At 66.2% G+C, this 23,847-nt stretch carries 16 protein-coding genes and 1 pseudogene; 8 read left to right on the plus strand and 9 right to left on the minus strand.

Annotation, left to right across the window (positions count from 1 at the left end; all coding sequences use genetic code 11):
- The first annotated feature begins 305 nt into the window (after positions 1–305).
- Positions 306–1,082: an ABC transporter ATP-binding protein gene (locus ACW2Q0_RS22670; protein ID WP_457192903.1), complete on the plus strand. Its 777-nt coding sequence runs from the start codon at positions 306–308 to the stop codon at positions 1,080–1,082.
- Positions 1,082–3,613 (plus strand): ABC transporter permease, encoded by a 2,532-nt coding sequence (locus ACW2Q0_RS22675; protein ID WP_457192904.1) that lies wholly within the window; start codon positions 1,082–1,084, stop codon positions 3,611–3,613. The genes ACW2Q0_RS22670 and ACW2Q0_RS22675 overlap by 1 nt, the downstream gene beginning before the upstream one ends.
- Positions 3,614–5,336: 1,723 nt before the next feature.
- Here ACW2Q0_RS22675 and ACW2Q0_RS22680 read toward each other — a convergent pair.
- The 4 genes and pseudogenes from ACW2Q0_RS22680 to ACW2Q0_RS22695 form a co-directional block, all read right to left on the minus strand.
- Positions 5,337–5,874: pseudogene (locus tag ACW2Q0_RS22680) on the minus strand (IS1634 family transposase); the annotation flags it as partial.
- Between the two features lie 525 nt (positions 5,875–6,399).
- The gene (locus tag ACW2Q0_RS22685) at positions 6,400–6,777 is read right to left on the minus strand and encodes a hypothetical protein (RefSeq protein ID WP_457192905.1); all 378 of its coding nucleotides are present in this window, start codon (positions 6,775–6,777) and stop codon (positions 6,400–6,402) included.
- Positions 6,778–6,794: 17 nt separating this feature from the next.
- Positions 6,795–7,058: a hypothetical protein gene (locus ACW2Q0_RS22690; RefSeq protein ID WP_457192906.1), complete on the minus strand. Its 264-nt coding sequence runs from the start codon at positions 7,056–7,058 to the stop codon at positions 6,795–6,797.
- A gap of 5 nt (positions 7,059–7,063) precedes the next feature.
- Positions 7,064–7,390: a hypothetical protein gene (locus ACW2Q0_RS22695; protein WP_457192907.1), complete on the minus strand. Its 327-nt coding sequence runs from the start codon at positions 7,388–7,390 to the stop codon at positions 7,064–7,066.
- Between the two features lie 203 nt (positions 7,391–7,593).
- Between ACW2Q0_RS22695 and ACW2Q0_RS22700 the strand changes: the two genes are divergently transcribed.
- A complete protein-coding gene (locus ACW2Q0_RS22700) occupies positions 7,594–8,820 on the plus strand; it encodes a helix-turn-helix domain-containing protein (protein WP_457192908.1) in 1,227 nt (408 codons plus the stop codon).
- 124 nt (positions 8,821–8,944) lie between these two features.
- Here the strand turns inward: ACW2Q0_RS22700 and ACW2Q0_RS22705 are convergent, their stop codons facing one another.
- The 4 genes from ACW2Q0_RS22705 to ACW2Q0_RS22720 form a co-directional block, all read right to left on the minus strand.
- Complete coding sequence (locus ACW2Q0_RS22705; protein ID WP_457192909.1) at positions 8,945–10,111, minus strand: VWA domain-containing protein; 1,167 nt, start codon at positions 10,109–10,111, stop codon at positions 8,945–8,947.
- 121 nt (positions 10,112–10,232) lie between these two features.
- A complete protein-coding gene (locus tag ACW2Q0_RS22710; RefSeq protein WP_457192967.1) occupies positions 10,233–12,785 on the minus strand; it encodes a DUF5682 family protein in 2,553 nt (850 codons plus the stop codon).
- Positions 12,786–12,912: 127 nt separating this feature from the next.
- On the minus strand, positions 12,913–13,995 hold the full coding sequence (locus ACW2Q0_RS22715) for an ATP-binding protein (RefSeq protein ID WP_457192968.1): 1,083 nt from the start codon (positions 13,993–13,995) through the stop codon (positions 12,913–12,915).
- 14 nt (positions 13,996–14,009) lie between these two features.
- A complete protein-coding gene (locus ACW2Q0_RS22720) occupies positions 14,010–16,865 on the minus strand; it encodes a DUF5691 domain-containing protein (RefSeq protein ID WP_457192910.1) in 2,856 nt (951 codons plus the stop codon).
- A gap of 475 nt (positions 16,866–17,340) precedes the next feature.
- Here ACW2Q0_RS22720 and ACW2Q0_RS22725 point away from each other — a divergent pair, with 475 nt between their 5' ends.
- The 4 genes from ACW2Q0_RS22725 to ACW2Q0_RS22740 all read left to right on the plus strand — a co-directional run bounded on the left by ACW2Q0_RS22725 (position 17,341) and on the right by ACW2Q0_RS22740 (position 21,863).
- Entirely contained in the window at positions 17,341–19,764 is a 2,424-nt protein-coding gene (locus tag ACW2Q0_RS22725; protein WP_457192911.1) for an AAA family ATPase, read from the plus strand.
- Positions 19,765–19,798: 34 nt separating this feature from the next.
- Positions 19,799–20,365 carry a hypothetical protein gene (locus ACW2Q0_RS22730; RefSeq protein ID WP_457192912.1) on the plus strand — a complete coding sequence of 189 codons (567 nt, stop codon included), beginning with the start codon at positions 19,799–19,801 and terminating at the stop codon, positions 20,363–20,365.
- Positions 20,366–21,162: 797 nt separating this feature from the next.
- On the plus strand, positions 21,163–21,552 hold the full coding sequence (locus ACW2Q0_RS22735; RefSeq protein ID WP_457192913.1) for a YchJ family protein: 390 nt from the start codon (positions 21,163–21,165) through the stop codon (positions 21,550–21,552).
- A 17-nt stretch (positions 21,553–21,569) separates the two neighbouring features.
- Positions 21,570–21,863 (plus strand): SelT/SelW/SelH family protein, encoded by a 294-nt coding sequence (locus ACW2Q0_RS22740; RefSeq protein ID WP_457192914.1) that lies wholly within the window; start codon positions 21,570–21,572, stop codon positions 21,861–21,863.
- 13 nt (positions 21,864–21,876) lie between these two features.
- Here ACW2Q0_RS22740 and ACW2Q0_RS22745 read toward each other — a convergent pair whose 3' ends face one another.
- A complete protein-coding gene (locus ACW2Q0_RS22745) occupies positions 21,877–22,104 on the minus strand; it encodes an FmdB family zinc ribbon protein (RefSeq protein ID WP_457192915.1) in 228 nt (75 codons plus the stop codon).
- Positions 22,105–22,257: 153 nt separating this feature from the next.
- On the opposite strand from ACW2Q0_RS22745, the gene ACW2Q0_RS22750 reads away from it, so the two are divergent.
- Positions 22,258–23,835 carry a carboxylesterase/lipase family protein gene (locus ACW2Q0_RS22750; protein WP_457192916.1) on the plus strand — a complete coding sequence of 526 codons (1,578 nt, stop codon included), beginning with the start codon at positions 22,258–22,260 and terminating at the stop codon, positions 23,833–23,835.
- The last annotated feature ends 12 nt before the right edge of the window (positions 23,836–23,847 follow it).

The raw sequence follows: 23,847 nt of genomic DNA on the forward strand, positions 1-23,847 counted from the left end.
CATGTCCGTGGGCGACGAAGTCACTGTCACTGGCGATTTCGTCTGGCATGGCAAGGCTCCGCCAGACCGTCCAGGAGATCCGCGAGGCGGACGGTCTCGGCGCAGATCATCGGCGTGGGCGGTGTGCTCGATCTCACCGAACGGCGCTCGGTGCCGGACGGGGCGCGCTATTTCCGGGACTCGCGCGGGATCCGACGGTCTTCGGTCTGGGCCGTTCGGAGTAGTTCTAAGGGTTTATTGAGACCTCGAGACTTGGGGGAGGTCCCTGATGGCGCGGGCCCGTGAATCCCGACAGACTGGATCCCATGACTTCGCACGCCCTAGGTGCCGACCTCGAGAAATCGGCTGCCACCACAACCGTGGCGGCTCGCGCCATCGACCTGGTGAAGGTCTACGGCCACGGAGATACACAGGTCAGGGCACTGGATGGGGTGTCGGCCGAATTCGAGAAGGGGGAGTTCACCGCGATCATGGGGCCCTCCGGATCGGGCAAATCGACCCTGATGCACTGCCTGGCCGGCCTGGACAGTGCCAGCATTGGCACCGTGCGGATCGGCGAGACCGATCTCGCGGGGCTCTCCGATAAGCAGATGACCCGGCTGCGGCGCGATCGCATCGGCTTCGTCTTTCAGGCATTCAACCTGGTACCGACGCTGACCGCGCAGGAGAACATCACGCTGCCGCTGGATATCGCGGGCCGCAAGCCCGACCAGGACTGGCTGGATACCGTCATCAAGCGGCTCGGGCTCACCGATCGGCTCACGCACCGGCCGAGCGAACTGTCCGGCGGACAGCAGCAGCGGGTGGCGTGCGCGCGGGCGCTGGCCGGTAAGCCGGAAATCATCTTCGGTGACGAACCGACCGGCAATCTGGATTCACGCGCCTCGGAGGAGGTGCTCTCGATCCTGCGCGCGGCGGTGGATGAATTCGGGCAGACGGTCGTCATCGTCACCCATGAGCCGCATGCGGCGGGATATGCCGACCGGGTGGTGTTCCTCGCGGACGGTCGCATTGTCGACGAGTTGCGCGATCCGACCGCCGAATCGGTGCTCGACAAGATGAAGTCGCTGGAGCAGGCGTAATGAGTGGAAAACCGATGCGCAAGGTGGTCTTGCGCAATCTCGCCGCGCATAAGGTGCGCCTGGCATTGACGCTGCTGTCGGTGGTACTCGGAACCGCGTTCATCGCGGGCTCATTCGTCTTCACCGATACGCTCCAGCGGACCTTCGACGGGATCTTCGCCAACCAGGCCAAGGGTGTCGATGTGCGAGTGAGCCCGCAAAAGCAGCAGGCACAGGGCATTCCGCTCAGTGTCGTCGACCAGATCTCGAATATGGACGGGGTGCGAGCGGTCGCGCCGAGCGTCAACGGACCGCTGGTGCTGCTGCACCCGGATGGTAAGAAGGCCGTACAGACCGGTGGCGCACCGACTTTCGGCCAGTCCTACCTTCCGCCGGAACGGGCGGTCGCCGAACCGGATAAGTTCGTTCAGGGCGTCCCGCCCGCGCACGAGGGGGAAATCGCGCTCAATACCGGCGGCGCCGAACGCGCGGGACTGCATGTGGGTGACAAAACCAAGGTGCTGATTCCCTCGCACGGTAGTCCGATCGACGTCACCCTCACCGGGATCTACGAAGTCCCTTCGGACACCGGCGGCCTCATCGGTGTGCTGTTCGACGACGCGCAGGCGCGCCAGCTGTTCACCGACGGCTCGCATGTCGCCTATGTCGATATCGCGGCCGCCGCCGGGACATCGGGCGACGAACTGCGCGACAGGATCGCGAACGTCCTGGTGGATTACAAGGTGCAGAACGGCGATCAGGTGCGCGCCGATCTGAAGAAGCAAGTCTCCAACGCGCTCAACTTCATCAATTACTTCCTGCTCGCCTTCGGTGCGATCGCTCTGATCGTGGGCACCTTCATCATCTACAACACCTTCTCGATGATCGTGGCCCAGCGGTTGCGTGAGCTGGCACTATTGCGCGCGGTCGGCGCGAGTCGACAACAGGTCGGCCGATCCGTGGTGGCCGAGGCAACGGTCATCGGCTTGGTCGGCAGCGCAATCGGCTTACTGGGCGGCATCGGTCTGGCCTTCGGGCTTTCGGCACTGCTCAACGCGTTCGATCTCGGCCTGCCGACCGGATCATTGACAGTGCTGCCGCGCACGGTGCTCGTCGGACTGCTCGTCGGACTGCTGGTTACGGTGGTCAGCGCCTATGCGCCGGCCCGTCGCGCCGCCAAGATCCCGCCCGTGGAGGCGATGCGCGAGGAGTTCGCCTCGACCGGTGAGTCGCTGCGGCTGCGGACCGGGGTCGGCATCGCGCTGGCGGTCACGGGTGTGGTGCTCGTGGTTCTCGGTGCGCAGAAGACCGGCGGACATGCCGCTTTGACGGTCGGGATCGGCGCGCTCGGCCTGATCTTCGCGGTACTGCTCGCCGCACCCGCGCTGTCGCGCCCGGTGGTGGGCGGCCTCGGGGTGCTGCTGCGGCCCTTCGGACCGATCGGCCGAATGTCGCGCAATAACGCCGCGCGTAACCCTCGGCGCACTGCCGCAACGGCCTTCGCGCTCACCCTCGGTCTGATGCTGGTGACTGCGATCGGGATGCTCGGCGCATCGGCGAAGGCGAGCGTGAGCGTGCTCGTCGACAAGGGGGTGAAGGCCGACTATGTGCTGGCCGGACCACAGATGATCGGTGTGCCGCTCGGCGCGGGTGATGCTGTGCGTAAATCGGTGCCCGCGGTGGCGGATGTGGTCGGCTTGCGCGGTGTCGCGCTCAAGATCGGCGACGAACAGGTCGGCGGTACCGAATTCGACGGTTCGCCCGACAGCGTCATCGACTACGACATGATCAAGGGCACCAGCACGCTGGGTGCTCACGATGTCATCGTGTCGAAGGACGAGGCCGATAAGCGCGGCTGGAAGGTCGGCGATCAGGTCAGCGTGACGAGTCTGGGGTTCAAGAAGATTCCTGTCGAGATCGTCGGCATCTACAAGAAGACGCCGCTGCTCGGCGCGCTGGTGGTGTCACCGGCCATGTACGAAGAGGTGATGCCGGTCAACTTCCGGACCAACCTGTTCATGTTCGTCAAGGCGAAGCCGGGTGCCGATCTGACCCAGATGCGTACCGATCTGGAGAACGCGACAGAGCAGTTCGTCGTGGTACAGGTGCAAGACCGGGAGGAATTCAAGGGCGCGCAGGGCAAGCAGATCAATACGCTGCTCGCCATCCTGTACGGACTGCTCGCGTTGGCTGTGGTGATCGCCATTCTCGGCATCGTCAATACCTTGGCGCTGTCGGTGGTGGAGCGGCGTCGGGAGATCGGCATGTTGCGCGCTGTCGGCATGCAGCGGGCGCAAGTGCGCCGGACGATCTACCTGGAATCCATGCTGATAGCGGTATTCGGTGCGATCGTCGGGATGCTGCTCGGCCTCGGTCTCGGTGTCGGCTTCCTACGGACCCTGCGTGACCTGGGCATCGACCAGATCGCCATCCCGTGGAACCAACTGGTGCTGGTGCTCATCGGCTCAGCCGTGGTCGGTGTGCTCGCCGCGCTGTGGCCGGGCATTCGCGCCGCCCGTACCCCACCACTGGCCGCGATCGCGGACTTGTAGGTCTACCTCGGAAATAGCGGGGCTTGCCACTACGCGTCGGTGCTCTGGAGGCGTCGCTCGGCACAGTGGTGCCGAATTCGATGCGGAAGTCCGCGGCCAAACGCTCGATGATCGGTCCAGCGTCGAGTGCGGTGCGCCACCCGTGCGGGATGGCGCGGCGGCTGAGCGAGCGCCGAGAATGCTTCGGCAGTTCGCACGCCGGAATCGCTGTCGCCGGAGTGGTTGACCGCGAACAGGATTCCGTTGCCGAAGACGTGCTGCTTTGTGCCAACGACCTTTTCGGCGGCGAGTGCGGCGGATCCCCCGATGGCCAGGGCGTTCGGGCCGATCCAGCCGAGGCCGCCGTATCCTCGGGTGCATCCGGCCGCCTCCGTCTGCGGCCAGTTCGAGACCTCTACTAACGATTAGGAAAATCACCTCGATTATCCACCTCGTGAAATTCTTCCATTATCACCGTCGGATTATTTATCAGGAAAGGCTAATTAACGCTCGAAATGCCGTGTGCTCTCGCAAGATGACAACGTGTCAGTGTATGTGGCACACACGCGGTTGCCGGGGTCCGGTTATCGGAGTGACATCCTTGCTATCAGAGGCATTCGGCGAGATGATTATACCGTCGAGGGTGGTGGGAACAGACAGAATGTCGGGGCTGTCCGAGGTCGTAGGGGACCGTGGTGCGCCTTCGACATCAGTCTATGGAGGGATCAACATGAGTAAGACATTACGGGCCTTGGCATCAGTTTTGGTGATGGCTCTGGCGATCGTGCTGGGTGCGAGTGTGGCCTCCGCCGAACCGGCCCAGGCACCAGAACCAGTACCTGTATCGGCACCCGCTTCTGAACCGGCAGCTCCTGACGCGGTCGAACCAGCCGCGCTGACAATACTAGGGGGCATCTTGGGTATCGGCGTAGGCGGCCTACCAGGCGCCGCCGTCGGTTTTTTGGTCGGTTTGGTTGTTTGCATCCCGGCGCTCCTCCTATTAGTCGTCGGCTATCCCATTTGCGTGGTTTGAGCGGCAGATTGCGGTAAGACGTGAGCGAGGTGTGCCGGATGTGGCGGTTGATATATCCGGTGATCGCTCTGGATGTAATTGGCTCGAATACGGCAGGGCGTGCAAGAGGGCTTTGGCGCATCTGACGTCTTTTTTAACGACCAGATCGGAGGTGACCAAGTAATTCGTCTGTGGTCGTAAGCTCGTCGTCGCTTGCCGGTGGAAGTCCGGTTCGGGTAGCTGTCAGGAGGCGGTGCGACACGAAAGTCGCACGCATGAGTGAACTCTCGAGGAGGAGGACCGCCTACCTGGTCAACTTCTCCAGGGCTACCATCGGCCGGCACGTGGTTGTCATGGGCAGGGCGTCTTCCGACGCCCCTGACGTGTGCGACTGCTGAGCCGAACGGTCCCTCCTGAGCTGGTCGGAGAGATTAGGCAGAAGGCCAAGTGCGCCTTTCCATCTCGGAACCGTCGATCCGAGCTCACTACTCACCGAGGTGTGCCCGTACAACGTCATCAGCATCGGCATGGAGGCGGCCGCATGGGCCAGCCGGGAGTGCAGCGGCTGGTGCAGCGTGAACGGGCCGCCGGTAATGCGCGGTGTTCTCCCCGAACCTGAGTTGCTTGACCCTGGGCCGTTTTCGCCGCCCGCAGGTCTGTGACCTGTGGTGACGGGTCGTGTTGGGGCTGAACGGTCGGCGTGGCGACCGGGCGGAATGGTCGGCATAGTCACTCGAAATAGAGGGTGGTGACGTCGTAGATGATGAGCGAGAGTCCGCCGCTTCGCCCGGCGTGAGCGAAACAGGCGGTGGCGATCTGGTCGCGGTAATCGCGTGTGGCACAACGGTTTAGCGCGTTGACATAGGTGTTTCGGTGTGCTGGTGTCATGCCGAGGTCGGCGATAACGCGAGTGGAATCGGTCATCGAGGTCGGTTCCACCAGCCGCGCTGGGACCAGCTGGAAGAATGCCTCGTCATCGATGGGCGTCGAAACCGAGGTCGCGCCAGCCGGTGGTGATCGCTTCGATCAACCATCGAGCACGTTTTCCGGTGATCGGCGCTACCCCGGGCGCGGTGGAGTCGATACCCAGGTTCAGCATCTGATGTCCGGCACGGAGTTTCGCTTGCGCGATGTCGATCAACGCCGCCAGTTCGGCATCGGTATGCGCCGAGCCGACGTGTTCGATGATCTTGTTTCGGCGGCCGTGTTTCTCCGCGATCTGCACCGCTGTTGCCCCGGACGCGGTCTTGACCTTGCGGATGAACGCCACGGCGATCCGACCGGCCTGTCAGTGACCCACATCGGCCACCCGAACCGCTGTGACCAGCAGTGATGATGCGCCGATCAGACGAAATCCACTTCACCTGTGCAACTCAGGCTTGTGATCTGGACGGTTTCGCGTCTGAGTGGTTGAACGAGGACCACTCGAGACGGGAGAAAGCTCATGGGCGTGGAGGTGGTCACCGGCGGCGGTGCTCCTATCCGGGTTGGCTGGCCGAAGAACGGGGATTGTCGCGGGAGACGGTGCGCTGTTATCGCGGTCAGGCCGCCAGCGGTGACCGTCCGCATGATCAACGCCGAGATCGTCCTCACCTGCGCCGGTGGCGCTCACCGCACCGGCCGCTCCGGCTGATCACTACACCAACGAAAAGCATTATCCAGCAAGTGAACTGGTTGCTCTATACCACCAGCGGTGGGAGATCGAAACCAGCTATCTGGAACCGAAATCGACCCTTCTCGCCAAGCGTACTGCGCGCCCGCACCCCCGACGGCATCACCCAAGAGGTGGCACGCGTCACAACAGCCAGCCCGGTCGGTTGTCGACCCAAACGACAGGCCGGGGGATGGTGCCGTCACCGATGCACGCCCACAGTGTGGAGGTGGGCATCCCGTGGTAACGGGCTTTGATCGTGGCGGTGTCGGCGAATCGCACGACCGGTGGCCGGAGGAACGGGTCGCCGCCGGGGCTCCACGCGTCTATGCAGGCCATCGACCATCCCGGATGGTCGCCGACCTGAATGTCGGGTGAGAGCACCCAGATATGGATGCTGTGCCGCCAGGCGGATAATTTCGCGGCCGATATTCCGGTCATGAGCGCGAATTGGGGGAGGCCGAAGTAGCGGCGGATTCCGGCGTCGCGTGGGTCCGGTCGGTAGGCGGTGGCTGTGGGCATGCGGTTGGCGGGGATTCTCACTGATCGGCCCACTTGTGGACAGCGTCTGCGATGCGTTCGATCAGCTCGACCGGCAGATCCAGCGGAGCTGGCGGCCCAACAAACGGGATCCGTTGCGGCAGTTCGGTATCGATGACGCAGGTGGCGTCGGTGTCGATTAACGCCGCTCCTGACACGGGAGTGGTTTCCAGTTCGGGGTCGGGAATGTCGACGGCGTCGAATTCTTCGACCCATCCATCATCACCGAGGAAACCCCATGTGCCATCGCTGAATTCGATCAAGCCACTCATCGGACGGCTTCCCGCGTGGGCTGGAGCTTGCCCGCGTCGACGCGGATCCAGTACGCGGTGTTCTTGGCGTCGCAGATCTCTCGGCTGCACTCGAGGTGTTCTTGCAGGACGCAGCCAGCTTCTTCGACGGTGTACCCGCCGCGTGGCGCGGGGTGAATACGCGAGGTTTCGCGGGTGACGCGGTCGAGGATGTCGGTTGCCGGGATCGCGTCGTCCGGAACGGCATCGGAGCCGAGCAGGTAGGGCAGGCCGTAGAAGATGAGCCACAGGAAGAACATCACTGCGGCGGCGACAACCATGGCTGTGACGAGTTCAGCAGGCATTGAGCGATAACCCCCAGGTATGTTGTTCCGTTTGGAATGCACCCGGCGCCGAGGGCCTTGTGCGAGTGCGGCTCACCCTGGCGCTGGGTGCGAAAATGACCGTAAGCCGCCGATTTGAGGAGGCCAGGTACGTTTCGTACCCCGTACCCTCCGGCTACGCTTGAACCATCGAACCAAGCTGCGGGAGAGGGGTTCGGTCTTTGATGTACAACTCCGACGAAAGTGCGCCCGTAAGCGTGCGTATAAAACGGCAGCGCGAGCGCGCCGGTATGTCACGACCGGTTTTGGCGGGTCTGGTCGGCAAGTCGGCCGAGTGGCTGAAGGCCGTCGAGAACGGCCGCATCCAGACGCCTCGGCTGCCGATGTTGTTGCGGATAGCGCGCGCGCTCGAGCTCGATGACTTGGCCGAGTTGACTGGCAACGGGCATGCTGTTCCCGTTTCCGTGTTTGCTGGTGAACGGCATGTGGCACTGACCGATGTGCAGTCGGCGCTAACCGATTTCCGGCTGAAGACGCCTGACCGCGCCGCCAGCGCGGAGTATCTGGCCGAGCGTTTGCGGCAGGCGTGGCAGGTGCGTCACGCAAGCCCGGATCACCGGACACAGCTCGGTGCGCTGTTGCCGGGCTTGATCAGGGATGCGCAGAGCGCTGCTCGCACAAAGGGTGACGACCGCCGTGCGGCCCGCCGTGTCTTGGCTGGCGTCTACCAGCTCGCCGACTTCTATGTCGCATATCAGCCTGCGCCCGAGCTGGTTTGGCTCGTTGCGGACCGGGCACTGAGCGAGGGATACGAGGCGGACGATCCGTACGTCATCGCCTGCAGCGCATGGGCAATGGTGCAGGCACTGCGAGACTCCGGACGCTGGGAAGAGGCGATAGCGTTGGCGGGCAACGCAATCGATCGCCTCGAGTCCTATGTCGAGAGGGACGAGACCTCGGATGACTGGCGGGGGATCGTCGGGGCATTGGCGGCTGAGATCGCTTATGTGCACGCGCGGCGGGGGCGCCACGGAGAGGCGTGGGCGCACTGGGAACGCGCCGATAAGGTCGCGCGTCAACTCGGCCCAGGATATCGGCACGTGCAGACGTCGTTCTCGATGCCGGTGATGGCGGCGCACGCAACGACGCTAGGTGTCGAGCTGCGCCGACCCGGTGAAGCGCTGCGTGCGGCCGAAGGTTTCGACGCCGACCGGATCGCGTCACTGCCACGCCGGAGCCGCCACTTCATCGAAGTCGCCCGCGCGCATTACCAGCGCGACGAGCCCATCGCCGCTTATACGTTGCTGGCCAAGTCGTTTCGGACAGCCCCAGAAACGACTCGCTACAACGGGTACGCCCGAGAGATGCTGCATGAACTGCTGAAGCGTCCGCCGTCGGGAATGCGCGACGATGTTCGCCAGCTATGTCAAAGCGTCGGCGTCGCTCGCTAGCCAGGAAGGTTCGGCCGCCCGACTCCGCCGTGACTCGGGCTGCAACGTCTCTACCTTGTCCCACCAGCCGTCCGATGACTCGAGCGGATACCCATAAGCCGCGCCGATCGCGGCATCGCCCATCTCAGCGGTCAGCTGTTCCGGCATGCCGGTTGGCCCAGGCTTGGACGTCGCCGCGGTCCAGGGCCAGGGCCAGCAGGTCCGGGAACTTGTCGGGGGTGCAAGCGAAGGCCGGTATGCCGAGGGCGGCGAGCGCGGCGGCATTGTCGTGGTCGAACGCGGGCGCACCGTCGTCGGAGAGGGCGAGCAGGACGACCACCTGGACGCCGGATTCTCGCATGGCATTCACCCGGCGCAGCATCTCTTCGCGGATACCACCCTCATAGAGATCGGAGATAAGGACGAACAGGGTGTCGGCGGGGCGGGTGATGAGCGATTGGGAGTAGGCGATGGCACGGTTGATATCCGTACCGCCGCCGAGTTGGGTGCCGAACAGGACCTCGACCGGATCGGCAAGTTGTTCGGTCAGGTCGACCACCTCGGTATCGAAAACGACCAGAGACGTTTTCAGCGAGCGCATGGACGCCAGGACCGCGCCGAAGACCGAGGCATAGACCACGCTGGAGGCCATCGAACCGGATTGATCGATGGCCAGGACGACATCGCGGCGCACCGCCTGCGCCTTGCGACCGTAGCCGACCAGGCGTTCGGGTACGACGGTCCGATGTTCGGGGAGGTAGTTGGCGAGATTCTTGCGGATGGTGCGGTCCCAGTCGATATCGCGCAGCCTCGGTCGTGTGACGCGAGCGGCGCGATTCAGCGCGCCGGAGACCGCGGCGACGGTGTGCGCGGCAATGCGCTGTTCGATTTCGCGCACCACCTTCTCGACCACCATTCGCGCTGTCGCCTTGGTGGTTTCGGGCATGACCCGATTGAGGCTCAACAGGGTGCCGACCAGATGCACGTCCGGTTGCACTGTTTCGAGGAGTTCCGGCTCCAGCAGGAGTTGAGTGAGATTGAGGCGATCGACGGCATCGCGCTGCATGACCTCGACCACGGTGGACGGGAAGTAGGTGCGGATATCGCCCAGCCAGCGGGCCACCTTCGGTGCGGAGCCGCCGAGGCCCGCGGAGCGTTTGCCGGAGGTCTGGTCGTCGGGGTTGTAGACCGCACCCAAGGCTCGGTCCATGGCCTCATCATCCGCGGAACCCAAACCGCCGAGGGATTGTTCGGCGGCGGTACCGAGCACCAAACGCCAACGCCTGGCGTGGGTTTCATCGATTGCGTTCATCCGGTCACTCCGGGAAGTTCAGTGGCGATGTGGGCCGCCGCATCGTGATTCGGGATTGCCTTGGGCCGCGTGCGGACGAGCTGATCTCGCGTTGCGGTAGGCCGAGCGGAGCGCGTCGGGCTCATACCGGCACCCCCAGAATATCCGCGACGGTGCGCATGGCGAGGAGCCCTCGTGCCACATCGAAGGTCGTGTTCTCATCGGCACGTGATGCGCCGGAGCCACCGTCGCGGACCGCCTGACCGATGGCGCGCCGCTCCCCGGATTCGAAGGCGCCGAAGGTGCGGCGGAGCAACGGCAGGATTTCGACGAACATATCGTCGCCCAGACCGCGGAGCCAATCGTCGATGAGCCGCAACAATTCTCGGTCGTGGACCAGCAGCAGGCCACGACCACCGAGGAAGCCGTCGATCCAGGCGGCCTTGGCGGCGGCGGTATTGCCGATCGAGAGGGCCGCGGAAAGCCTGCGTGCGGAATCGGATTCGTCGATGCGCCCCGCATCGGCGAGTAATCGAACGGCGCGACCGACGAGGGCGCCGTGCACATCGTCGCGACCGGCGAGGCGGTGCAGGGCGGCGAGCCATGCACCGGTGGCCCAGTCGTTGTCGCGGGTGTGGATGGCGGTGTGCGCGGCATCGAGTTGGGTGCGGAGTTGTTCGGCGGCAGCGGTATCGAGGCCGGTGACCGCACCGGGCAGGCCGGCGCAGATCCGTACCAGCAGGCCATCGGCGACGTGGACGAGTGCCTCGGTATCGGTGCCGCGCACGTCGCCGTAGCGCAGCGTGCGGGTCAGGCCGGGGAGGGCGGCGAGCAGGTGGGTTATGTCGTGGTCGAGTGCCGCGGCCGACTCCAGGCGGGTGATCAGACCGTTGGTGGCGTCACCGAGGTCGGCGAGCAGCGCGACCTCGAGTGCGGCGGTGAGATCGCCGACCGTGCTGCCTTCGCGGCCCGCGGTGTCGAGGATTTTGGCCTCCGCCGCGGTGCGGATGGTGGTGCCCCAGCGGGAGGCCTCGATGATCGAGACCGCGAATTCGGGTCGCCACCGCAGGGTCCAGGATTCGCGGAAGGTGCCGGTGCTGCGCACCTCGCCGGTTGTCGGTGTGCCCCAGTCGATTCCGAGTACGCGCAGCCGGTGCAGCAATCGGGAGCGCTCGACCTCGCGCTCCTTGCGCAGGTCGAGATCGAGATCGCGGGACAGGGCTTCCTGCTTCAGCCGCAGCGTGCGGATCCGGGCCCGCAGATCGGCATCCAGCGGGACGGTCGGCGTGCCATCGGGTACCGCGCCGAGCGCCTCACCGATCACCAGTTCGGACGCGACGAGCCGCAGCATGGTCTCATCACCCGCGCACATCACCGACCGTACCGCCTCGGTGACCTCCGATAGCCCGGCCAGCGGCCGAGCCCGCAGCGCCGCGAGCGTATCGGCGAGCCGGACGGATTCGATGATGTGCGCACTGGAGATCGGCAGATCGTGCGCACGCAACACCGCTGCCACCTTGGTCAGCCAGCGCGCGATCGGCTGTTCGGTCTCGGTGAACAGGTGGTGATACCAGCCCGGCGAGGTGATTCCGGCACCGTATCCGGAGGTCGTCGCCAGCCGGGAATGCGTCCACGGTACCCAGGTCACCGTCGCCTTCACCTTCGGAAGTCCCTTGAGCAACTTGGTATCCGACGTCGCCGGGCCCAACTTCTCCGCCAGCGCCGGTGCATGCCACGCCCCACACACCACCGCGAGCCGCTGCGCCCCCTCCTTCAACGCCTTGCGCATCGTCTGTCGCATGTACGCCTCACGTCGCAAGGTGTGCGCGTCGATACCGACACGTTCGCGCTCGGCGACTTCGAGCCCGACCGCTTCGTCGACGGTCTCGCCGGTCGGCGAGCTCTCGCTGGCCGACCCGGGTGCGGCCCGGCCTGCCGCGGCGTCGGATGTCAGGCGTTCCGGGTGGGGTCGGTCGCATGTCGACGGTTCGCCTGCGTCGCCGGGGTCGACCTCGACAACGTCGCCGGTCGGCGAATTGGCGTGGGCGGACTCATCATGTGCGACAGGGCGGGGATCGCCATCGGGCCCGTGTGTCTCGACGTCGGCGTCGCCTGCGGGTGGGCGATCACTCGGCGGGTTGCCGTGCACTGGCGTGTACCCGGGCGAGGGGTGTTCGGTTGTGGCCGTCACAGTTCCGGGTGTGAACATGCCGCGTTCCGCGGCTTCGCGCAGCGCGCCCATCGCCTCGGTGATCGCTTCGAATGCGTCGGCGTCGGCGACGGATTCGACCACCGCGTCCCACCAGCGCTCGGCATCGTCGTAGCCGGCGGTGACGGCAAGTTCGCCGAGCGGGTCGATGCGGTCTCCCGGTTCGTCCTCGGCGGCCAACACGTTGGTTGCGGGCAGATCGCAGAACCGTACCGGAACCGCGTGTTCCGCCGCATATCGCAGCGCCTGCCATTCCGGCGAGAACACCGCGTACGGCCAGAACGCGGCCTTGGCAGGCCGATCCGGCACATAGGCCAGCAGCGCGATCGGCGGCGACATTCCTTCGGCCGCAACATATCCGACCAAGGGATCGGCATCGGCCGGGCCCTCGATCAGAATGGCGTCGGGTCGAAACTGCTCCAGCGCGGTGCGCAGGGATCGGGCCGAACCCGGGCCATGATGGCGGATGCCGAATACCCGCGTCACCGGACCAGTCGGGGCGGCGCTCGGCTGGACCTCCAGCTGATCGTCAGGTGCGGGTGTATTCGACTTGCTCACCGTGTCACCCCTCGGCTGAATATGCGGTGTGGTCGGATCGGTCGACGGCGCGCCCTCATCCGGTGACCTCGCGGCAGGCGCGGTAGAAGTCGGACCATTCGGGTCGTTCGCGTACCACGGCTTCCAGATATTCGGTCCAGATGACCGCATCGGCCACCGGATCCTTGATGACCGAGCCGAGTACCGCGCCCGCGATATCGGATGCGCGCAAGGTGCCGTCACCGAAATGCGCCGACAGGGCAATGCCATTGGTGATCACCGAGATGGCCTCGGCGGTGGAGAGTGTGCCGGAGGGGGTCTTCAGTTTGGTGCGGCCGTCGGCGGTCATACCGGAGCGCAATTCGCGGAAGACCCGAACCACCCGGCGCACCTCCTCGGCCGCGGTCGGAACCATCGGCAGTTCGAGTGCGGAGCCGAGCTGTTCGACGCGGCGGGTCACGATGGCCACCTCCTCGTCCTCGCTGGCGGGCAGCGGCAGCACGACGGTATTGAAACGGCGGCGCAATGCGGAGGACAGATCGTTGACGCCACGGTCGCGGTCATTGGCGGTGGCAATGACATTGAAGCCCTTGGTGGCCTGCACCTCCATGCCGAGTTCCGGTACGGGCAGCGTCTTTTCGGACAACACGGTGATCAACGCATCCTGCACATCGGACGGAATGCGCGTCAGTTCTTCGATCCGGGCGACGGCGCCGCGCCGCATCGCGGTCATGACCGGCGACGGCACCAGCGCACCTTCGCTCGGCCCCTCCGCGAGCAGCCGCGCATAGTTCCAGCCGTAGCGGATCGCCTCTTCAGCAGTGCCCGACGTGCCCTGTACGAGCAGGGTCGAAGCACCACTGATCGCGGCCGAAAGGTGTTCCGATACCCAGGTTTTCGCGGTGCCGGGCACGCCGAGCAGCAGCAGCGCTCGGTCGGTCGCCAGCGTCGCGACCGCGATCTCCATGAGGCGGCGCGGTCCGACGTATTTCGGGCTGATCACCGTGCCGTCGTCGAGTGTGCCACCGAGCAGATAGGTGACCACGGCCCACGGCGACAGCTGCCAGGACGGCGGCCGCGGCCGATCGTCGGTCGCGGCGAGTGCCCGCAGTTCCTCGGCATAGGCCTGTTCGGCATGCGGACGCAACAGCTCCGGCATCGAATCGGTAGTGGTCACTGCAACTCCTCGAGCATCATCGAGCGGTGGTTGAGGTCATGGGCGAGCTGATCGAAGGCTCGCTCCCAATGGGGATCGGCGCAGCGACGGGCCACCGAGGTCGCCGTCCGCGCCGCGGTAACGGGCAGATGCACGGCCGCCGCGGACAGCAGCGACCGATGCGCGCTCGGGCCGGTGCCGTGCGCCTCGGGCCGTCTGGCCGCGGCCCGTGCGCGTTCGAACAACAACAGAATCAGGTGTTGGGCAAGGGGTTCCGGCCACGGATGGCCCATGGCGGGCAGCAGCGCTTCGAGCTCCGAGAGCCATGCGCCGTCCAGTTGCCGTAGATGCCAGGTGCGATCGGACAACGGCAGCAGCGCGAACAATTCGCGCCGCCGCAGCATCGCCAGATCGGTCGGCACCCCGGCATCGAACAGCGCGCGCGCCCAAGCCGGATCATGCTGTGCCAGTGCGGCATCCACCCAACCGTCGAACAGCGGCTGCCGGAACCGATCACTGATCTCGGCCCGGGTGGCCTTATCCGGTGCGCCGAGTACGGACTCCCAATGCGGCAACGGTGTCGCCGCGACGAGTTGCCGCAGTCGACCCGCGCGCAGATCCGGTGCGCCGTCCCAGCGGTAGGTGAACTCCACAGTGCGGTCGGTAATGCCGTCCCTGCGGTCGGCATCATCGAGTTCTTCCGGCACGCGGACGACCAGATTCGGATGCACCAGCAGATGTTCCACCGTGACCCATGCGCTCGCGCGCCGGGTCATGCGCTGTGTGAATGCCGAACCGGGCAGCAGCGGTAGCAAGCCGGCCGCGACGCGCCGGACATCCGAACGCCGATCGTCCAACGCGGCCTCGAGTAACGGTTCGTCCTCGGCCGAAATCCCATCGGCGAGTACGGTCAGCAACTCCGCCTTCAGCGGACCGGATTCCTTCGGCCAAGACGCGGTCAGTGCTTCACGCGCGGCCTTGGCATCCCGATGCCGCAGGTCGGTGAGCCATTCGCGACGTTCGGGCGGTTGGCCGAACTGCCAGCTCTGCTCCGTCGGCGCATCGGCGGGCTTTTGCCGTGCCAGGTCGCGCCAGTCCGGATGCTGGTCGGCCAGCCAGCTACCGCGCGTTCCGGCCAGGCGCAAGAGCGGTTCGCGCAGTTCGGTATTCGCCTTCGCCTGCTCGAGCAGTAGCGCGCACAGTGCGTCGGGGGCGCGATAGTCGAATGGGGCCGCGGCCGCGAACCATTCCGGCAGGAAGGCGGATCGGTCCCGCAACATGCGGGCGAGGCGGGATGCCGAGGCGCGGGGCAGGAGTCGCCGCGGGTCATCCGCGGCGGGTTCGGGCTTGGTGGACGTGCTGACCGATACCCCGCCGCGCGCGAAAGCACCACGCAACGCGGCGAATTCGAGCAGCGACTGCGCCGGATCGGTGCGCAACCGGGTCGCGGCGGCCGCCACCGGAGCCTCGAGCCGCGCGGGATCGGCTGCCCTGCGGGCCGTGCCGAGCAGCGCCACCGCGGTCAGCTCCTCCGACACCGGCGCGGCGGGCGCATTCGACGCGGTGCCGAACTCCACGCCACCGACATCGATGATCTCACCCGCGGTGAATACCGATATCGGCACCAATCCCGCCACACCCCATTCGGCGGCCAGCGTCACCGGATGCCCACCGGATACCCCGAGCAGTCGCCACGGCTGCTCGGCGGCCGCAACCGGTAGCGCGGTGCCGTCGGATTCGGCTATGTACCAGCCATTTTCGGTCCATATCGGTACGACATCGCTGAGCAGCACCGGCCGCAACCGCAGCCACGGGTCGCCCCCGAGCGCCTCGGCATGCTCGGTCAATGCGGCGGCGATCGTCCGGTCCGCGATCGGCAGCGTGGTGAACGGTTCGGCGGGACCGTGCCGTTGGCCCCAGAGCGCGCGCAGCGGCGCGCCGCCCGGGTAGTAGTGCAGTTCCGCTTCGACCATCATGCCGGGCAGCGGCACCTCCGCCGAGAAATTCGGCGCACCGAAGGAGTGCTCGAGTAGCATAGCCCAGCGTCGAGTCCGCTTGCCGTACAACCACGTTCGGCGGGTGTGAAGCCGCTCCTCCTCGCTGGTCCGGATGCCGAGTACCTGCCACTGATCCCGGACCGCCGGTTCGGCGCGCACGGATTCGGCGGATGTCGGATAGCCGATATGGGTGCGGACGCTGGCCCGCAGCTGCGGCGACAAGTCCTCGAGGCGGCGGTGCGCGGCGATCAGCAGATGCAGTCGAGCGTATTCGGCGAGCACGACACCGGGCCAGTCGGCCCTGGTCACCACGGTGGTCGGCAGCTGGCGCAACGTGGCGGCGACACCGGGGGCCTGCGCGTCGACCATGCGGGCCGCGATCGCCTCGAAAGCACGAAACGAGCGATCGGTCTGGGCCAGCCCGGTGCGCACCTGATCGCCGAGCCAGATATCGAGTTCCTCCAGACCCGCCGTCACCCGCACCCGCCGCTGCTCGGCAGTCGCCGGATCGGCCATGCGGGCCGGCTGGTCGGTGATCGGCTTGGCCGCACGGACCGCGCGCGCGTTGATCCATTCGGCCGCGAAGTCGGCGATCTCGGTCGTCTCGGCGACCGCACCGCCCGACCAGGTGAGCAAGAGCGACAGGGCGTGCTTACACGGGAACTTGCGGCTGGGACACGAGCACTTGTATGCCGGACCCGCGAGATCCACGATCGTCTGATAGGGCTTGGCACCGCTGCCCTGGCATAGGCCCCACAGCGCGGTGTCCGATTGCCCGGTGCCGCGCCAGCGCCCGGTGAGTTTGCGCGCCGCGGAGAGCGAGCTCGCGTCCGGTGCGAGCGCGCTGACCTGTTCTTCGGTCCACGGCGCTGTCATGGTGCTGGCTCCCGCCTGGTTCATCCGGCGGCCCCGGATCGACTGTACGTCATGTCTTCCCCCATTACTCGGTTGCCGAATTTCTACCGCAGCCCACCGACAAGTTAGGTGGTGAGCGGGTATTTCTCTGGAATACGCTGCGCGGACGACAAATTCGGCAGGAAAGACATCTTGCACTGGTTGTCCGATTCTGGCATTCTGTCCAGTTCGGCTCCGACCGAGCCGCCCAAATCGGGTGACACACCGTCGAGCTGCCCGCCGGGGTTGGCGAGGGGTGGACATCGAGCGGGGCCCAGCCTGTTCGATGGCCATACCATCCCCGCGGGCAGATTCGCTTTTCCCCGTCCGGCCCCACGAGACGGCGCCGCTGTGGGCGAATTCGACGCTATCGGGTAGCGTTTCGCTGAGCTTTCAACAGTAATCCCGATGCGGGGTCGGAGGACATGCCGCGGTTCGGTGGTGTAGGGGGTTACGCATGCGTACAGATCCCGGAACCGATACTGCGACGGTGCCCCGCCTGACCGAAGTGGTATCGCGGCGGCTCGCGGCGGATCCCGCGGTCACCCCCGATGTCGCGCATACCGTGCTCCGCGCTCTCGGCGGCGAGTCCGATGATCCGACAACCGAGTTCGACGGCTCCGGCATCTTCCTGCGCGCGATCCGGGTGCGCGGCTTCCGCGGCATCGGACCCGAGGCGACTGTGCAACTGCCGCCGGGTCCCGGTCTCACCTTGGTGGTGGGCCGCAACGGAAGTGGTAAGTCGAGCTTCGCCGAGGCCGCAGAACTGGTGCTCACCGGCACTAATCGCCGCTGGGACGGCCGCTCGGCCGCATGGCGCGAGGGTTGGCGGAATCTGCACGACGGCGGTTCGGCGCGCATCGAACTCGAACTACTCACCGCTGGCGCCGATCCCGCGCTGACCATTGCCAAAGAGTGGTCACCGCAAGCGGATCTGGGCCAGGCGCACTGGACCGAACAGCGATCGGGCACCGCGCCAACGGACTTCGACGGCACACGCTGGGCGGGATTGCTGGAGCTGTATCGCCCGTTCCTGTCCTACAGCGAACTCGGCGCACTCGTCGACGGCAAACCGAGCGATCTGTTCGACGCGCTGCACCGGCTGCTCGGCCTGGACGAATTGACCGTGGCACAGGAGCGGATTCGCACCCGTCGACTGGAACTCGAACGCGCCGGGCGTGATTCGCGCCAGGAACGGATCGAACTGGTGACCGCGCTCGGTACGGTGGCCGACGACCGTGCGGTGCGGATGGCGGCGCTGCTGCGCCCGGACCGCCCCGATCTGACCGCCATCGGTCGTGAAATTCTCGGCACGGCAGAGAATCCGGTCGGGCCGGATGGGTTGCGGGCAATCGTGCGGCTGGTCCTGCCCTCGGGCGCCGAGGTGGAAGCCATCGCGGCGCGCCTCGAACAGTGCCGCGCCGTGCTCGCGCGCGATTCGACCGCGGACGCCGAGGCTGATCTGCGCGTATTGGAATTGCTACGGCGCGCGCGCGACCATGTCGGAGCCAGCGGGGAATGCGCGTGTCCGGTCTGCGGGCGCGGGGAACTGGATGCGGCGTGGTCGCACGCTGCGCAAGCCTCCATCGCCGAGCTGACCCGCCGAGTCGATGCGCTCGCGACGGCCCGGGAGGCGCTGCGACAGGCTGTCCGCGACGCCCGCGCGCTACCGGACCACATCCCCCCGGAACTGGATTTCGATCCGCGCAATCCGCCCACCGTCGACACCACCGCGGTGCGGCGCGCCTGGACGGACTGGGCGGCGCTGACCGGTGCCGATTACTCACCTGACCTGCCCGATCGACTACGCGGTGCGCATACGCGCCTGGTCGACGAACTCGTGCTGCTACAGCAGGGCACTCGTAAGGAACTGAACCGCCTCGACGAGGTGTGGTCGCCCCTGGTGCCACGCATCAGCGGTTGGCTGGAACGGGCACGCGCGGTTGTCGCGAACAGCAGCGAACTGCGCACCCTCAAGCGCGCCGAGGATTGGCTCAAATCCGCGACGGCCGGATTGCGCGGGGAGCGGATGGCGCCGCTGGAAACCACGGCGCGCTGGGTCTGGCGCACACTGCGTCAGCAGAGCAATGTCGAACTCGGCGCGATTCGATTGCAGGGCAATGCCGCATCCGCGCGGCGGGTGCTGCTCGATGTCACCGTGGACGAGGTGGACGGCGCCGCGCTCGGCGTCATGAGCCAGGGTGAGCTGCACGCACTCGGGCTTTCGCTGTTCTTGCCGCGAGCGACGGTGCAGGACAGTCCTTTTCGCTTCGTCATGATCGACGACCCGGTGCAGGCCATGGATCCGGCGAAGGTGGACGGACTGGCCAGGGTGCTCGAGGTGATGGCGTGGACGCGCCAGGTGATCGTCTTCACCCACGACGAGCGGTTGGCCGAGGCGGTGCGGCGCATGCAACTGGATGCCAGCGTGCTGGAGGTGCAGCGCCGCGAACGATCGGTCGTCGAAGTGCGGGTATCCAGCGACCCCATCCGCCGCTATCTCGATGACGCCCGCTCACTGGTCCGCACCCCCCAACTCCCCCCGGCGATCGCCGACGAACTGGTGGCCACCTGTTGCCGCTCCGCCGTGGAGGCGGCCAGCCTGGCCAGAGCCCGGCGCAATCTGCTCGCCGACGGCATGGATCACCGCGAGGTCGAACGCCATATCGAAGGCGCGCAAACAACCCGCGCAATGGTCGCGCTGGCGGTCATGGGAATCGAAGGCCGGGTAGACGACCTCAACAAACACCTGGCCCGCGAAGGCAAATGGGTCGTCGACGCCCTACGCGACGCCACCGCAGGCGCCCACGTCCCGATCGGCCGCAGCATGCGCGACCTGATCGCCGACACCGAAAAATTCGTCGACTGGCTACGCCGATGAACGAGCGCCGCGCATCGATAGTCCGGAGGCAGCGGTGAGCCCGCGCGGTGATGCGGACACCTCGGGCGACGCGGGCGGCGGTCGGCCACGAGACAGCGACCGACAAGGCGGCGGCGCGGCACCGCAACGGCGCACGAGCAGCCGGGGTGCCGGGGCTCGGCAACGCAAGGTGGACGGGGGAGGGCGGCGCGGTGGTGCGCGTAAACCGGGGGCCGGGAAATCGCATCCGCCGCGGCCGACGGTGGCCGAGCGGTTCGATGCGGTGGATCGGCTGCTCGACGGGTCGGTGACCGATGCCGACGGACTGTGGTCGCGGGCGACAGTGTGGATTCTGCGGCTCGCACTCGAACAGTCCGTCGACGAGTTGTGGTGGCGGGTGGCACCGGAATTGGCGCGTTGTCCGATGCGCGCACAGCTGCTTGCCCTGCGTGTATTCGCGGGCGACGGCACCGCCGCGCAGGTCGCGACGGTATGGGCAGCCCTATCCCGCGCCGCCCACCATCACGATTACGAACTCGCCCCGAGCGTCACCGAACTGCGCCGCTGGCGCGAGCAGACCGCCGCGATCGCCACCTCCCTCGCGACGGCCGTCACCCGCTGACCATGCATTGCCATTGCCGCGCACCGATGTCGCGGCGGTTCGGCAATGCCGCAGATGGGTGCGCGCGTCGGCCCGGTATCGCGGTACTGACCAACGTGGTCGACAATCTGTCCGAGGCTTGGTGCTCCTTGTCGGCCTCACCGCCCGGCCCGGCGTCACCCTTGTCGTGCTGCCGGACGTGGTCCAACTTCGTTTGTGCCGCGAAGGTCGATGCGGCGGCGCATCGGCACGGCCGCGGATGAACGCGGCCGCGGAAAGTGCAGCCTGACATCGGCACGCTCCGCATCTGCGGACCAATGCGCGTGGATCCATCGAAGCTGTTGCACCGCAGCGCGTTAGCGACGCGGCGGATCAGGACATACCGAACAATCCCATGATGCTGGTCAGTAGCGAAATGCTGGTCGAGGCAATAGCGGAACCGGTACCCAAGATGTTCAATACACTCAGCATTCCCATGACTCCTTGATCGTCGACACTTCCGCACGTTCACAACGGGATTCGTCGCTCCGAAGTCGCCGGATCGCTGATGTCAGTATGCCTTGACGCGACACTCCGTGCGACACGCCAACCGCCGCCGAAATTCCCAGGAAGCACCGGAATCACCGAACGATTGCGCCCGCCGAAATACCTTCGCGCCGTGCGCCTTCGCGCAATGGATCAAGATCGGGTGGAATCCGTGGCGGCATCGTCGGCGAAGCCCCGCCACCAGCTCCACCTGATCTTGATCAAGGCCCGAGTACTACGGGCGGCGCCCCCGCTGCGCGCAGTGGTACGCGCGGCGAGCAAGATTCGCAGTTATGGATGAGTCGCAGCCGTGCCCGTGTAAGCGTGGGGAGCCGTTCGGGGACTGTTGCGGACCGGTTCTGGCGGGGGAGCGGTCCGCGGCGACGGCCGAGGCGCTGATGCGTTCGCGCTACACCGCCTTCGCGGTCGGCGATACCGAATATCTACTGCGGTCCTGGTATCCGCCCACCCGGCCGAAGACGCTCCAACTGGATCTGGACCAGCGCTGGCTGTTCCTGGAGATCGTGCGCACCGAGCGCGGCGGACCGTTCGACGACACCGGCACCGTGGAATTCATCGCCTACTACAAGGCCGACGGTCGCCGCGGATCGCTGCACGAAGTCAGCACATTCACCCGTGTCGACGGCGCCTGGGTCTACCTCGACGGCGTCATCGAACCGTGACCGGTAGCGTGCCACCCATGCCACGTGTCGCGATCGAATACTGCACGCAATGCCGCTGGTTGCTGCGCGCGAGCTGGATGACACAGGAATTGCTGAGCACCTTCACCACCGAACTCGGTGAGGTGGCACTGATCCCCGGCACGGGCGGCGTCTTCCGCATTACCGTCGACGGCGAGCAGATCTGGGAGCGCAAGGCGGACGGCGGATTCCCGGATATCGCGGTACTGAAACAGCGCGTGCGCGATCGCGTCGCACCCGACCGTGACCTCGGCCACGTCGACAAGCGGGACTCGCCGTCCGACCGAGCGTGATATCGACCACGATTCAGGAGCAGCAGCCGCCACCGCAGCAGCCACCACCGGCGGGCCGCGGTGCGGGTACGGGCGCCGCGGCACCGCCGCCACTCCTGCTGACCGTGGCGAATGTGGTGAGCAGCTTGACCGTGTCATCGTGGCCGTTCGGGCAGGCCGCCGGATCCGACGCCTCCGCCATCGGACGGTTGACCTCGAAAGTGTCGCCACAGCTGCGGCACCGGAAGCTATAACTCGGCATCGGGCAAGCGTAGCGCCAAGGGGGCGAGCTGCGTCCTGTCTGTCCCACCATCGAACTCGACGTACTCTCGAATGAGAGATCGTTAGGTGCTTGGACCCGGCCGGAGCAAACTCGCAGCGCACTGTCCGGGTCGGAGGGCAGGAGGTGTGGAAGATGACGACTCGGTTCGAAGCGGAACCGGGCTCCGAGGTCGGCGACACCGAGCCGGTCGCACAAACGACCTGGGGCCGGGTGAGTGGACGCTGGGATGGGCCGGTCGCGGTGTGGCGCAGTATTCCGTACGCATCCGCGCCGTCCGGTCCGAACCGTTTCCGGCCGCCACTGCCGCCGCGGCCGTGGGACGGAATCCGCGAGTGCACGACCTTCGGGGAGATCGCCCCGCAGACAATGGGCAATATGGTCCCGGTCGACTCCGGTCTGCGGATGGGGGAGGACTGCCTGTGGCTGAATGTGTGGTCGCCGCGCAGTTCCGCCGATACCGGTGCACCACGGCCGGTGCTGGTGTGGTTGCACGGCGGCGCTTACTGCCTCGGGACCGCGGCCCAGGCGATCTACGACGGTCGCAAGCTGGCCGAAGCCGGTGACGTGGTTGTCGTGACGGTCAACTACCGCCTCGGTGCACTCGGGTTCCTCGATTTATCCTCGCTCTGCGACGATTTCACGCCGAATCTCGGTCTGCACGACCAGATCGCCGCACTACAGTGGGTCCGCGACAATATCGCCGCATTCGGCGGTGATCCGGACAATGTGACGCTGTTCGGTGAATCATCCGGCGCCGGATGCGTGACCGCACTGCTGACCGCACCGCCAGCGGCCGGTCTGTTCCATCAGGCGATCGCGCAAAGTCCGCCCGCGACAACGGTTTTCGGCCAGGAACGGGCGGCCGCTGTGGCGCAACGCTTTCTGGAACTGATCGAACTACCGTATTCTCGTGTCAGCGAATTGCTGGAATGTCCGATCGACCGGATCGTGACCGCCGCGGGCGTGCTGCTGGACGAGATTCCGTTGACGGAGCCGGGCCGGCTGGCCGCCGCGCCCGTCGTCGACGGCGATCTGGTCCCGACCTATCCGATCGACCGCTTCCAGCGGGGCCGCTCGCATCGCGTGCCGCTGATTATCGGTACCAATAAGGACGAGGCCTCGCTGTTCCGCGTCTTCCGCTCGCCGATCTTGCCGGTGACCCCGGATGCGGTGAACGTCATGCTGCGCGATGTGGCCGCCAACCATCCGGATATGTCGCCCGAGCGCATCGCCGAAATCACCTCGGCCTACCCCGATCTCGCGAAAACCCGCGGCGCACTGGCCATGTCCACCGATGCGGCCTTCCGCATGCCGGCCCACTGGGTCGCCGACGGTCACGCCCAGCACGCACCGACCTGGATGTACCGCTTCGACCATGCCACCCCCATGTTGAAGGCGGCCCGCGTCGGCGCCGGTCATGCCACCGAATTACCTTATGTCTTCGGCAATTTCGGCACCCTGAACCATGACCCCACGTTCTGGCTCGGCGGGCGCAAGGTAGCCATGGAAGTCTCCGGCCGCATGCAACGCCGCTGGCTCGCTTTCGCCACCCACGGCGTCCCGGCTGCCATCGATGGCTCCAAGCACTGGCCCCCTTACCGCCCCAGCGCCCGCACCACCCTGCTCATCGACAATATCGACCGCGTCGTCGACAATCCGAACCGCGACCTGCACACCGCCTGGGGCGAACAAGCCGTCGGGTTCAGCTGAGCCATGCCGAAT

Source organism: Nocardia citri, assembly GCF_054065835.1.